Source organism: Paenibacillus sp. S28 (genome assembly GCF_016624415.1).
GTDB classification, from domain to species: Bacteria; Bacillota; Bacilli; order Paenibacillales; family Paenibacillaceae; genus Paenibacillus_AQ; species Paenibacillus_AQ favisporus.
In genome coordinates, this window is sequence record NZ_JACVTM010000002.1 from 363,341 (window position 1) to 376,701 (window position 13,361).

The following is a 13,361-nucleotide window of genomic DNA, read 5'->3' on the forward strand; positions in this document are numbered from 1 at the left end:
GCTGATGGCCTCTAACTCCTTGCCTACGGGCAGGGAGTTTTTTTGTTATCTGGGTCCCCTCCAAGCATCTAAACAGGCATCACAGCAAAGCCTCGCTTTGTGGGGAACCTTCACGGGTCAGCTAGTTAAATCCCTTTTAGACGGAAGAAGGAGTGTGGAGCATGAGCAACGAGGTGCATGTCATTATGGATGAAACGGCAATCCGCCGTGCACTGACAAGGATTGCACACGAAATACTGGAGAGGAACAAGGGGATTGAAAATTGTGTGTTCATCGGCATCAAAACCCGGGGAGAATTTCTGGCCCAGCGCATCGCCGGCAAAATTCTCGAAATCGAAGGCACACCGGTTCCATGGGGCGCTGTAGACGTCACCCGGTACCGGGACGACCAGAAAGACAGCGCAGCACCCCTGACTGAAGCAAACATCGGCCTGGAAAAGCTCGATATTCATGATAAAAAAGTGATTTTGTTCGACGACGTGCTGTACACGGGACGGACGATCCGCGCCGCAATGGACGCCCTGATGGACCGCGGTCGGCCGCAGATGATCCAGCTGGCGGTGCTGGCGGACCGGGGACACCGGGAGCTGCCGATCCGGCCGGATTATATCGGCAAGAACGTACCGACGGCAAGGTCCGAGCAAATTGAAGTGGCCCTCACGGAAACGGACGGCAAGGACGAAGTGACGATTATGCAAAACCGGGAGGAGAAATAACATGCTAACGATGACGCAGCTGAAGGACCGGAGCCTGCTCGGACTGAAGGATCTGGGCCGCGACGAAATCGAATCGATCATGAACCGGGCAGCATACTGGGAAGCACAGCACGAAAAGCTGGTGCCGGTGCTGGCCTCCAAATTCGTAGCCAACATGTTTTTTGAGAACAGCACGCGGACGCGCTTTTCCTTCGAAATGGCTGAGAAACGTCTGGGCGCCCAGGTGCTGAACTTTACGGCGGCTGCTTCGAGCGTAGAGAAAGGCGAATCGATCTACGACACGGTAAGAACGCTCGAATCGATGGGGATTGACGCAGGCGTCATCCGGCTGAAGCCGGCTGGGGTACTGGAGGAGCTGTCCAGTAAAATCTCGGTTCCGCTCATCAATGCAGGGGACGGAAACAATGAGCATCCGACGCAGGCGCTGCTCGACCTGTACACGATGAAGAAACGGTTTGGCAGCCTTCAAGGCCTGACGGTGTCGATCATCGGCGACATTAAGCACAGCCGGGTGGCCAGATCGGACCTGTGGGCGCTGCGCAAGTTCGGGGCCGAAGTCAAATTCTGCGCGCCGAATAATATGACGGCACCGGAGCTGGAGCCGTTTGCCAGATACGTAACGATGGAAGAGGCGCTCCGCTCGGATGTAATCATGATGCTGCGGGTTCAGCTTGAGCGTCATGCGACCGGCATGCTGAAATCGGCGGAGGAATACAGAGCGCAGTACGGATTGACGGAGGAGCGGGCTTCCAAATTGTCCAAGCATACACTAATTATGCATCCTGCTCCGGTGAACCGGAACGTGGAGATCGACGATGCGGTTGTCGAGAGTGAACAGTCGGCGATCTTCCCGCAAATGAGCAACGGCGTTCCGATCCGTATGGCTGTCATGGAACGGGCGATGAAATAATCAGGGATATATAGGCATACACAAATTTTATTAATAAATATACACAAAAATGAATTATTATTATACAATAGATTGGAAGCCACAGTGCCAATCAACGACCGGAGGTACTCATGATACAGATCATAACGAACGCCAGCGTACTGAACGAACAAGGGGAACAGGTAAGCAAGCATATCGTCATCGAGGACGGCCTCATCAAAACATTGGTGGAACCCGATGCCGGCTGGAGTGCTCCCGAAGGGGCGGAAGTGACGGACGCTGCCGGCAAGCTGGTTACGCCCGGCTTGATCGATATGCATGTCCATCTGCGCGAACCTGGATTTGAACATAAGGAAACGATCGAGACCGGGAGCCGCTCGGCTGCCAAAGGCGGCTTCACGACCATCGCCTGCATGCCGAACACGAAACCGGTGACCGACAACCCGGAAACGGTCCAGCTGGTGCTGGAGAAGGCCCGCGAGGCGGGTATCGTGAAGGTGCTCCCTTATGCAGCGATTACGGTACGGGAGCTCGGACGGGAGCTGACGGATTTTGAAGCGCTCAAAGCAGCGGGGGCGGTTGGCTTTACTGACGATGGCGTTGGCGTACAGAATGCCAAGATGATGAAAGATGCCATGCGCCGGGCAAAAGAGCTGAACATGCCGGTGATTGCGCACTGTGAAGAGAACTCCCTTGTCGAAGGGGGTAGCGTGACGGAAGGCAAGTTTGCCGAGCAGCACGGACTGATCGGTATTCCGAACGAGTCGGAAGCGATTCATGTGGGGCGGGACATCCTGCTGGCGGAAGCGACGGGCGTGCACTACCATGTGTGCCACGTCAGCACGGAACAGTCAGTCCGGCTGATCCGCCAGGCCAAGGAAGTCGGCATTCACGTCACCGCCGAGGTGTGTCCGCACCATCTGCTGCTGTCGGATGAAGACATTCCGGGGCTGGACGCCAACTGGAAAATGAATCCTCCGCTGCGCTCACCGCGGGACGTGGAAGCCTGCATCGAAGGGCTGCTGGACGGAACGCTCGACATCATCGTGACGGACCATGCGCCGCATGCTGCGGAAGAGAAAGCAAAAGGCATGGAAATGGCGCCGTTTGGTATCGTAGGCTTCGAGACGGCCTTCCCGCTCTTGTACACCAAATTTGTGGCGACTGGCAAATGGGATCTGGCCATGCTGGTTCAGCGGATGACCTCCGATCCGGCGCGGGTGTTCGGTTTGAACGCCGGGCGGCTTGAGGAAGGCGCTCCTGCTGACCTGACGATGATTGACCTGGAAACCGAAAAAGCGGTGAATCCGGAAGAGTTTGCCTCAAAGGGACGGAACACACCGTTTACCGGGTGGAAGCTGAAGGGCTGGCCGGTTAAAACCTGGATGGACGGCAAAGTCGTGTTTGAAGCCTAAGACCGGATATACCCGGGCCGGATCGGTTGATACAAAAGAAACAGATATAGATACTACTAGATACTAACTTAACGTAATTTGACAGAGGAGTGAGTGGGATGCAGGCAAGATTGCTGCTGGAGGACGGAACACTGTTTACGGGCAGTGCTTTCGGAGCAGAAGGTGAAACGACGGGCGAAGTCGTGTTTAATACAGGGATTACGGGATATCAAGAGGTGCTGTCGGACCCGTCGTACTGCGGGCAAATCGTCACGATGACGTTCCCGCTGATCGGCAACTACGGCATTACGCGCGACGATTTTGAGTCGGTTGCGCCGTATGTGCACGGATTTGTCGTACGCCGCCATGAAACAGTGCCGAGCAACTGGCGTGCCGAGTACAGCGTGGATACGCTGCTGAAGGAATACGGGATCGTCGGCATCAGCGACATCGATACGCGCATGCTGACCCGCCTTATCCGCAGCCACGGCACGATGAAAGGGATTTTGACGACATCCGCTCAGTCCGTCGAGGAGCTGAGAGAGCGTCTTGCTGCGAGCACCCTGATGACCGATCAGGTGTCGCGCGTGTCCACGAAGCATACTTACAGCAGCCCGGGCGCTAGAGAGCGGATCGTACTTATCGACTACGGCGCCAAGAGCGGTATTTTGCGCGAACTGACTTCCCGCGGCTGCGATGTGGTGGTTGTTCCGCATGATACGACGGCCGAGGAAATCCGCCGCCTGAATCCGGACGGCATTCAGCTGTCCAACGGCCCTGGGGATCCTAAAGATGTACCGCACGCGATCCAGACGATCAAGGAACTGCTCGTCGAATATCCGATCTTCGGCATCTGCCTGGGTCACCAGCTGTTCGCCCTGGCTTGCGGCGCCGACACCGAGAAGCTGAAATTCGGCCATCGTGGCGGCAACCATCCGGTAAAGGATTTGGCGACGAACCGCTGCTATATCACATCGCAGAACCATGGCTACACGGTTAAGGATGACTCCATTGCCGGCACAGAGCTCGAGGTTACGCATATCAACAACAACGACAAGACGGTGGAAGGGCTCAAACATAAGAAATACCCGGCCTTTACCGTGCAATACCACCCGGAAGCGGCCCCTGGCCCTTACGACAACAGCTATCTGTTTGACGAGTTCTTGAAAATGATTGCCGATCATAAACAGCAAAAACCTGCAAAACCGCGCCAGGCTGAACTGGCTGCAGCCGTGAAAGGAGCACGATAATATGCCTATCAATAAACAGCTTAAGAAAATCCTCGTTATCGGTTCTGGACCGATCGTCATCGGCCAGGCGGCTGAGTTCGACTATGCGGGCACGCAGGCATGCGAAGCACTGAAAGAGGAAGGCGTTGAGGTTGTCCTGATTAACAGCAACCCGGCGACCATCATGACCGACACGAACACGGCGGATAAAGTATACATCGAGCCGATCACCCTGGACTTCGTAACCCAGGTCATCCGCCAGGAGCGCCCGGATGGACTGCTGCCGACGCTCGGCGGCCAGACCGGCCTTAACATGGCGGTGGAACTGGCGAGAGCAGGCGTGCTGGAGCAGGAAAACGTTAAACTGCTGGGCACCCAGCTTCATTCGATCGAAAAAGCCGAAGACCGCGACCTGTTCCGCGAACTGATGCGCGAGCTGGAACAGCCGGTACCGGATAGCACGATCGTCACAACCCTGGAAGAAGCGCTCGACTTCGCCGAAGAGATCGGCTACCCGCTGATCGTCCGTCCGGCGTACACGCTCGGCGGAACCGGCGGCGGCATCTGCGCGAATGAAGAAGAACTGCGTGAGACGGTAACTTCTGGCATACGTTACAGCCCGATCGGCCAGTGCCTGATCGAGAAGAGCATTGCGGGTATGAAGGAAGTCGAATACGAAGTCATGCGCGATGCCAACGACAACTGCATCGTCGTATGTAACATGGAGAACTTTGATCCGGTCGGCGTTCATACCGGGGACAGTATCGTCGTAGCCCCGTCCCAGACGCTCTCGGACCGTGAATACCAAATGCTGAGATCGGCGTCGCTGAAAATTATCCGCGCGCTGAACATCGAAGGCGGATGTAACGTGCAGTTCGCCCTGGATCCGCACAGCTATCAGTACTATGTCATCGAGGTTAACCCTCGCGTCAGCCGCTCTTCGGCGCTCGCTTCTAAAGCGACCGGGTACCCGATCGCCAAGATGGCGGCAAAGATCGCCCTTGGCTACACCCTGGACGAAATCGTCAACCCGGTGACTGGGCAGACATACGCTTGCTTCGAGCCGACGCTGGACTACATCGTCAGCAAAATTCCGCGCTGGCCGTTCGATAAATTCGTGCAGGCGAACCGCAAGCTGGGCACGCAAATGAAAGCGACCGGCGAAGTTATGGCTATCGGCCGCACGTTCGAGGAATCGATCCATAAAGCGATCCGCTCCCTGGAAATCGGAGTTCACCGCTTCTATCTGAAAGGTACGGAAGAGCTGAGCGAGGAAGTGCTCCGCGAGCGCCTCATCAAAGCCGACGACGAGCGGATCTTCCTGATCGCGGAAGCGTTCCGCCGCGGCTATGGCTTGCAGGAAGTTCAGGACCTGACCAAGATCGACTGGTGGTTCCTTGATAAAATCCAGGGGCTGATCGCGTTCGAAGAGCAGCTTCAGGAAGATACGCTTTCTTATGACGCGCTGTACCTAGCGAAACGCCGCGGTTTCACCGACCGGGCGATTGCCGAGATCCGCAGCCAGAGCCAGGCTGGAAGCCTGACGACGGAGACGGAAGTTCGCGAGTTCCGCCTCTCGAACGGTCTGCGTCCGGTCTACAAAATGGTTGACACCTGCGCGGCCGAATTCGAAGCGACAACGCCTTATTACTACTCGACCTACGAGACGGAGAACGAAGTAACGCCGTCCAACAAGGAGAAAGTGGTCGTGCTGGGCTCCGGACCGATCCGGATCGGCCAAGGCATCGAGTTTGACTACTCGACCGTGCATGCTGTGTGGGCGATTCAGAAGGCCGGATACGAAGCGGTTATCATTAACAATAACCCGGAAACAGTATCCACGGACTTCAACACGTCGGACCGCCTGTACTTCGAGCCGCTGTTCTTCGAGGACGTCATGAACGTGATCGAGCAGGAGAAGCCGATCGGCGTCATCGTGCAGTTCGGCGGCCAAACGGCCATCAACCTGGCCGGACCGCTGAGCAAAGCGGGCGTGAACATTCTCGGCACCAGCCTCGAAAGCATCGACGAGGCGGAAGACCGCAAGAAGTTCGAGGCGCTGCTCTCGAGACTGCAAATTGCCCAGCCGAAGGGCAGCACGGTTACATCGGTCGACGAAGCGGTAGACACCGCCCAATCGCTCGGCTATCCGGTGCTGGTCCGTCCATCCTACGTCCTTGGCGGGCGCGCGATGGAAATCGTCTACTCCGATGAAGAACTGCTGAGCTATATGGAGCAGGCTGTAAAGATCAATCCGGAGCATCCGGTCCTGATCGACCGCTACATGCTGGGTAAAGAGGTGGAAGTCGACGCGATCTGCGACGGCGAAACCGTGGTCATCCCGGGCATCATGGAGCATATCGAGCGCGCGGGCGTGCACTCCGGCGACTCTATCGCGGTATATCCGCCGCAGCACCTAGAGGAGCATCTCAAGGAGAAGATCGTATCCATCACGACGCGGATTGCGAAGGAACTGAAAACGATCGGCCTGGTCAACATCCAGTTTGTCATTTACAACGACGAAGTATATGTCATCGAGGTAAACCCTCGCTCTTCCCGGACGGTACCGTTCCTGAGCAAAGTGACGACGATTCCGATGGCGAACCTGGCCACGCAGGCCATTCTCGGCCGCAAGCTGAAGGACGCAGGCTACAAGGAAGGCCTCTGGCCGGAAAGCGACTACGTTTCCGTCAAAGTGCCGGTGTTCTCCTTCGCGAAGCTGCGCAGAGTCGAGCCGACACTCGGACCGGAAATGAAGTCGACCGGCGAAGTTATGGGACGCGACCTGCAATACGCCAAAGCGCTGTACAAAGGCTTGATCGGCGCAGGCATGAAAATTCCGGCATCGGGTGCGATCATCGTCACCGTGGCCGACAAGGATAAGCAAGAGGCTGTGGAGCTCATGAAGGGCTACAAGCGCCTTGGTTACAAGATCTATGCAACCGAAGGTACGGCTCAAGCTTTGAACGAAGCCGGACTCAACGTAACGACCGTGCAGAAGCTCAGCGACGGCACACCGAACATTCTGGATCTGATCCGCAATGGTGAGGCGCAGTTCGTATTCAACACCCTGACCAAAGGGAAAACGCCGCAGCGCGACGGATTCCGTATCCGCCGGGAAGCGGTAGAGAACGGCGTGGTCTGCATGACCTCGCTGGACACGGTCAGAGCGCTGATGAATATGCTGGATACCCTCAACTTCTCTTCGCAGGCCATGCCGGCTTTTGCGAACTGAGAAGGGGGATATTCGAGAAGCATGAATGATAAGTATACAGAAATGGCGGGCCGCTTGATCGTGGCCCTGGACTACCCGGATGCCGAAGCGGCATCCGCGCTGGTCCGCGAACTTGAAGGTATTCCCTGCTACTTGAAGGTGGGCATGCAGCTGTACTATGCTGCAGGGCCTGCTTTTGTGCGGGAATTGAAGTCAAAAGGTTACAGCGTATTTCTTGATCTGAAAATGCATGACATACCCAACACGGTAAGGGGTGGTGCAGAGAGCATCACCCGTCTTGGTGTGGACATGTTTAACGTCCATGCTGCCGGAGGTACGGCGATGATGAAAGCCGCGCTCGATGGAGCCGAATCTGCGCTTGCGGCCGATCCCGGCCTGACTAGACCGCTCATCATCGCGGTCACCCAGCTGACCAGCACCAGCCAGGAGACGCTCAACAGCGAGATCGGCATTCAAGGCAGCGTTCAGGACGCAGTGGTACACTACGCCAAGCTGACGCAGTCGGCCGGACTGGACGGCGTCGTCGCCTCGGCCCAGGAATCGGCGCTGATCCGCGAGGCTTGCGGCCAGCAATTTATCACCGTCACGCCGGGTATCCGGCCGGCGGGCTCCGCAGCAGGCGACCAGGCGCGCGTCCTGACGCCGGGCGAAGCCATTCGCCAAGGCAGCCATTACATCGTCGTCGGGCGTCCGATTACGGCGGCAGAAAACCCGCGTGAAGCTGCCGAACACATTATCAAGGAGATGATCGAAGCTTGACTACCCTAGCAGAAATTCCAGCACGTATCGCATCCCATTTGCTTGAGATCGGAGCGGTGGCGCTCCGGCCGAAACAGCCGTTCACTTGGACTTCGGGCATCAAGTCGCCTATCTACTGCGATAACCGTCTGACGATGTCTTATCCTGAAATCCGCGAGCTTATCGCTGAATCGTTCGCTGCGATCATTCGGGCGCAGTATCCGGACGCGGAAGTCATTGCGGGAACGGCGACGGCCGGTATCCCTCATGCGGCGTGGGTTGCCCAGAAGCTGAATCTGCCGATGGCCTATATCCGCGACAAAGCGAAGGGACACGGCAAGGAGAACCTGATCGAGGGCATCATCAAGCCGGGGCAAAAAGTCGTCGTCATCGAAGACTTGATCTCGACCGGCGGCAGCTCGCTCAAAGCGGCGGTAGCCGTGAAGGAAGCCGGCGCAGAGCCGCTCGCCGTGCTCGCCATCTTCAGCTATCAGCTCGATAAAGGGGTACAAGCCTTTGCCGAAGCGGGGATTCCGCTGCAGACGTTGTCCAACTATGCGGCGCTGATGGAAGTGGCCCTGGAAAAGGGAGCCATTCAGCAGGAGGACGTCGAAGCGCTCAAAGCGTGGAGAGAAGATCCGTCATCGTTCGGAAACTAAGAAGAGGACGCTTGTGTGAATTTTCTCAAATGGATTTATAAAATGATACAGCAAAGGCAGCCCTAAGGGCTGCCTTTTTAAGTTGTTTACACGGATGATGGACCTTGCTGTAACCTTAAGCTTGAGGTTTCAAATGTTTTAGTGGATGGCATTTTTCTCAAAATTGCCGCCGAGCACATCGGACACATGCTCAATGGCAATAAAGGCTTTGGGATCGATCTCCTGCACGAGCGCCTTCAGTTTGGCCAGCTCAAGCCGGGTGACGACGCAATAGATGACTTGTGTATCTTCCTTCGAGTAGCCGCCTCTGGCGTACATGAAGGTCGTGCTGCGTCCCAGGCGATCCTGAATCGTTTGGGAAATTTCCTCGTATTCGTTCGAGATGATGGTGACCGACTTGGACTCGTTCAAGCCCTCGACCACAATATCCATCACTTTGGAGGCCATATAGTATGTAAATATGGAGTACATCGCGGAATCCCAACCGAAAACGAATCCGGCAACAATGAAAATGAAGACGTTCATGATCATGATGATTTGGCCGACCGGCATGCGGAGCCTTTTAGACAGCAGAATCGCGACAATTTCGGTTCCGTCGAGCGAGCCGCCGAAACGGATGACGAGTCCGACGCCAAGGCCGAGAATAAGGCCGCCGAACAGGACCGCTAATATTTTCTCATTGGTAAAAGGACTGACATGATGCAGCAGCTGCGTCGTTACAGACATGACGGCGATGCCGTAAAGGGTAGAGAAGGCGAACGTTTTTCCGATCTGCTTGTATCCCAGAAATAAAAAGGGGAGGTTGATAATAAACAGAAAAATACCGAGCGGAAAGGTCGTCACTTTGGATAAGACGATCGAAATCCCGGTGATGCCGCCATCGATGATTTCATTGGGAACCAGAAATACCTCGAGCGCGACGGCCATAAGTACGGCCCCCACCGTAATAAATACAAATTTTTTGACCAGATCCGCAAAAGACAGCTTTTTATGTGTTTTTGCCATGGACATTCCCCGCTTTCCTGAAAATTAAAATGTTAAACAACTTAGTTATCAGTATAAACGATTTTTCCGCTCAGCACAAAGCAATCTCGCTTTTTTTCGAACGTTTTCGACATTTTACTAGCCGAGATTTCTGCTGCTATGAATGAACCATGGCGTTTGCGGCAACAATAGGCATCAAAACCAGCTCATCTATGAAAGGAGGGTTAGCAGCAATGCGGTGGGTGTATTTCGGCAAGCTCTACCGGACGAAGTTCCAGGCAGGGTGCCTGGCGAAGAGGCTGGAGCAGGACAGCTGGATCTACGGTTATGAAGAGCCGCGGATCGTTGAAATTTTCCGTTCAAGGAGAGGCAGGTACGGTGTCCGCTTTTTGCCGTGACATGGGCAGGCCCCAGGGTGTCCTAACGCCAATTCCATAAATAAATACTTGACGCAGTGGGTACATATGCTGTATATTAATTCTTGTCGCTATTTGATATGGTTAATGACGCGGGGTGGAGCAGTCCGGTAGCTCGTCGGGCTCATAACCCGAAGGCCGCAGGTTCAAATCCTGCCCCCGCAACCAATTTAACAGCCATTATCTGTACGGTATATACTTGATCAGGGCCCTTAGCTCAGTTGGTTAGAGCGGTCGGCTCATAACCGACTGGTCGGGGGTTCGAGTCCCTCAGGGCCCACCATATAGCAATATGCAAGAAACAGCATGCCGGGGTGGCGGAATTGGCAGACGCACAGGACTTAAAATCCTGCGGTAGGTGACTATCGTACCGGTTCGAGCCCGGTCCTCGGCATACAGGTAAACCATTCGAAGGAAGCCGGTTCAGTCTTTGACTGAGCCGGTTTTTTTGTGCTCATGGCCGGTAAAAGGAATGGGAATTAAAGGATTGCCGGTATGGGTAAAACATGTTATATTAAATTTTGTCGTCACAAAAGTGATAGACAAGCCGGGATGGCGGAATTGGCAGACGCACAGGACTTAAAATCCTGCGGTAGGTGACTACCGTACCGGTTCGAGCCCGGTTCTCGGCATTGGATTGGAACAAGTTGAACAGGGTAAGCTGGTCCGGATCGGGGCCGGCTTATTTTTTTAGCTGCCGTTTAATGCGGTCTAACTTTCATTGAATGTGCGTCGGCAGACGTTTTTCTATAAAAATAGGTTTATATATTTACGAGAGAGGAGAAATGCTTCATGATATTTAATAACGATTGGGACGAGCAGCTGAAGGAAGAAACCGAAAAGGACTATTTTCAGGAATTCCGTTATAAGCTGGCCAAGGAATACAAGCTTCACAAAGTGTACCCGCCGAAAGAGGACCTCTTTAAAGCGCTCAAGCTGACCCCATATGAGGATACCAAAGTGGTCATTTTGGGACAGGATCCTTATCATGGACCCGGACAGGCCCACGGCCTTAGCTTTTCGGTCAAACCCGGCGTGCGGATTCCGCCTTCCCTCGTGAACATTTACAAAGAGCTGCACAGCGATCTTGGTGTACCGATTCCAAACCATGGAACGCTGGTGCATTGGGCCGAGCAAGGGGTGCTGCTGCTCAATACGGTGCTGACCGTCCGGGATGGCGAGGCAAATTCGCATAAAGGATTAGGATGGGAGCGATTTACCGATGCTGTCATTGAGAAGCTGAATGAGCGGGATAAGCCGGTCGTGTTCATTCTATGGGGAAGCCATGCCCAGAAAAAAGGAGCTTTTATCGATCGGAAAAAGCATCTGGTGATCCAGTCGGTTCACCCGAGTCCACTGTCGGTGCACCGCGGTTTTTTTGGAAGCAGGCCGTTTTCCAAAGCCAACGCATTTTTAGCAGCCCATGGGATCAAGCCGGTCGATTGGGCGATTCCTGACAGGTAACTCATTTTCATGCGAAAGGAGGCGAAAGGGCCATGAAGAACTGGATCGGCAGGCGGGTTACTATCTTGTGCAACGACAAGCTGCATTCCCGGGTCAAGGGGACGCTTCGCAAGTGGGATGAACATAACGAATGGCTCGTGCTCGGGCCGCACGACCTGAAGCTGCCGTTTGGCGAGGTTTGTACGATCCGGCTTCTTCCCGAAGGGAAAAATGCCCCTGACGCCGCGCCTCATTCGGTCGGATACATCATGAAGGACAAACGGCAGTTCGATAACGCCGTGTTGTTCGGGTCCGAGGTCATGATCTGGCGGAAGGACCGTCTGGAAGCATACAGGGCCACCCTGAGCTCGCATAATGCGGAGACGGTGACCCTGTCGGACGGCCGGACTTTTCGGAAAGCGGAGTGCACTTGCGTTGTCCGGTCATTGCGTGGCATGCTGTGAGACATTGGTCCTGCGGCATGCTTTTTTTTCCTCACTCTTTCGTGTCATCTACCTTTTCCGCCAAAAATAGCCCATACCCCCGGACGATAATGATCTTGGCGATCATATAGACGGGAATGGCCAAAATGACGCCGACGATCCCGGATACGTCTCCGCCGATCAGCAGCAGGACGATGGCCGTCATCGGATGAATGTCAAGCTGCTTGCCGTAAATAATCGGCGTCAGCAGATTATCCTGGATCTGCTGGGAGATGATGATCACGACGAGCGACCATACGGCAACGGAAGGCGAATCGATAAAACCGATGATAACGACCGGAATGGCAGCGATGATCGCACCTACGTATGGAATCAGGTTCAGGACGATCGAGATCAGCGCGAGCAGGAGAGAGTACGGAAGCCCGATAATGAGAAAGCCGATGTACATCAGCACGCCTAGAATGAGATTCAGCACGACCCTGCCGACGATAAAGTTGCTGAGCGCCGTATCGATTTCCCGCAGCGCTTCTTTCCCTTCCTTCCGGTATTTCCGCGGAAGGATATGCAAAATTTTAGGGGGAAGCTTGCTGCTTTCTTTCAGCATGTAATACAGTACGATCGGAACGGTAGCAATAATGACCACGACATTGGATACGACGGATATAAAATTGGAGATCGAATCTGTTACGGCCATAATTAGACCGTTGAGATATTCACTCACGCGGGCATAAATTTCCGACTCGCTCGGCAGCGCCTTGGCGAAAAAGCTGTTTTTTTGAAGAGCCTCAAACTGCTTCTGCAAATCTTCCACGAAATAAGGCGCGTTTTCGGCAAAAGTGATCACCTGCTCGCGCAGCGTTGGCCATACCAGCACCGAAAACAGGGCGATCAGACCAACGAACACGAGGTAGATCGACAGAATCGAAAGCGGCCTTTTCCAGTGGTGCTTTTCCAAGTAATTCACGAGGGGCCTCAGCAAGTAATACATGAAACCGGCCAGCATGACCGGGACCAGCAGCAGCTTGAACAGCAGCACGATCGGATTGAAGATAAACTTTACTTTGGCACCCAAATAAATAATTAAAAGCGCCGCGATGATACCCAGACATGTACGAAAATATTTGCTCTGCAGCAATTAAATCCCCCCAGCCTTCATGGACCAGCCTATGTAACGGTCTGTTTCCTCTTTTACAACCCATTAACCAAATGTCATAA

The 13,361-nt window shown here is 54.6% G+C and carries 12 protein-coding genes and 4 tRNA genes; 14 read left to right on the forward strand and 2 right to left on the reverse strand.

Features of this window, described 5'->3' with window-relative positions:
- Positions 1–161 precede the first annotated feature (161 nt).
- The 7 genes from pyrR (at position 162) to pyrE (ending at position 8,860) form a co-directional block, all read left to right on the forward strand.
- Entirely contained in the window at positions 162–716 is a 555-nt protein-coding gene (pyrR, locus tag IAE55_RS06025) for a bifunctional pyr operon transcriptional regulator/uracil phosphoribosyltransferase PyrR (RefSeq protein ID WP_200631394.1), read from the forward strand.
- A gap of 1 nt (position 717) precedes the next feature.
- A complete protein-coding gene (locus IAE55_RS06030; RefSeq protein WP_200631396.1) occupies positions 718–1,626 on the forward strand; it encodes an aspartate carbamoyltransferase catalytic subunit in 909 nt (302 codons plus the stop codon).
- Between the two features lie 110 nt (positions 1,627–1,736).
- Entirely contained in the window at positions 1,737–3,020 is a 1,284-nt protein-coding gene (locus IAE55_RS06035) for a dihydroorotase (protein WP_200631397.1), read from the forward strand.
- 98 nt (positions 3,021–3,118) lie between these two features.
- Complete coding sequence (locus IAE55_RS06040; RefSeq protein WP_200631399.1) at positions 3,119–4,249, forward strand: carbamoyl phosphate synthase small subunit; 1,131 nt, start codon at positions 3,119–3,121, stop codon at positions 4,247–4,249.
- Position 4,250: 1 nt separating this feature from the next.
- The gene (carB, locus tag IAE55_RS06045; protein WP_105444547.1) at positions 4,251–7,463 is read left to right on the forward strand and encodes a carbamoyl-phosphate synthase large subunit; all 3,213 of its coding nucleotides are present in this window, start codon (positions 4,251–4,253) and stop codon (positions 7,461–7,463) included.
- A 21-nt stretch (positions 7,464–7,484) separates the two neighbouring features.
- Complete coding sequence (gene pyrF, locus IAE55_RS06050; protein ID WP_145158208.1) at positions 7,485–8,222, forward strand: orotidine-5'-phosphate decarboxylase; 738 nt, start codon at positions 7,485–7,487, stop codon at positions 8,220–8,222.
- Positions 8,219–8,860 (forward strand): orotate phosphoribosyltransferase, encoded by a 642-nt coding sequence (gene pyrE / locus IAE55_RS06055; protein WP_105444549.1) that lies wholly within the window; start codon positions 8,219–8,221, stop codon positions 8,858–8,860. The genes pyrF and pyrE overlap by 4 nt, the downstream gene beginning before the upstream one ends.
- Before the next feature lie 138 nt (positions 8,861–8,998).
- On the opposite strand, the gene IAE55_RS06060 is transcribed toward pyrE, so the two are convergent.
- The gene (locus IAE55_RS06060; RefSeq protein WP_105444721.1) at positions 8,999–9,865 is read right to left on the reverse strand and encodes a YitT family protein; all 867 of its coding nucleotides are present in this window, start codon (positions 9,863–9,865) and stop codon (positions 8,999–9,001) included.
- Positions 9,866–10,077: 212 nt separating this feature from the next.
- On the opposite strand from IAE55_RS06060, the gene IAE55_RS06065 reads away from it, so the two are divergent.
- The 7 genes from IAE55_RS06065 to IAE55_RS06095 all read left to right on the forward strand — a co-directional run bounded on the left by IAE55_RS06065 (position 10,078) and on the right by IAE55_RS06095 (position 12,167).
- Positions 10,078–10,242, forward strand: coding sequence for a hypothetical protein (locus tag IAE55_RS06065; protein WP_167527089.1), 165 nt, complete (start codon positions 10,078–10,080; stop codon positions 10,240–10,242).
- Positions 10,243–10,351: 109 nt separating this feature from the next.
- Positions 10,352–10,428 (forward strand) — tRNA-Met (locus IAE55_RS06070).
- 38 nt (positions 10,429–10,466) lie between these two features.
- Positions 10,467–10,543 (forward strand) — tRNA-Ile (locus tag IAE55_RS06075).
- Positions 10,544–10,568: 25 nt separating this feature from the next.
- Positions 10,569–10,654 (forward strand) — tRNA-Leu (locus tag IAE55_RS06080).
- 152 nt (positions 10,655–10,806) lie between these two features.
- A tRNA-Leu gene (locus tag IAE55_RS06085) sits at positions 10,807–10,892 on the forward strand.
- Between the two features lie 163 nt (positions 10,893–11,055).
- Positions 11,056–11,724 (forward strand): uracil-DNA glycosylase, encoded by a 669-nt coding sequence (locus IAE55_RS06090; protein WP_145159422.1) that lies wholly within the window; start codon positions 11,056–11,058, stop codon positions 11,722–11,724.
- Positions 11,725–11,756: 32 nt separating this feature from the next.
- Positions 11,757–12,167: a hypothetical protein gene (locus IAE55_RS06095; RefSeq protein WP_076169879.1), complete on the forward strand. Its 411-nt coding sequence runs from the start codon at positions 11,757–11,759 to the stop codon at positions 12,165–12,167.
- A gap of 31 nt (positions 12,168–12,198) precedes the next feature.
- Here the strand turns inward: IAE55_RS06095 and IAE55_RS06100 are convergent, their stop codons facing one another.
- Positions 12,199–13,281, reverse strand: a complete 1,083-nt coding sequence (locus IAE55_RS06100) for an AI-2E family transporter (protein WP_145158211.1) — start codon at positions 13,279–13,281, stop codon at positions 12,199–12,201.
- Between the last annotated feature and the right edge of the window lie 80 nt (positions 13,282–13,361).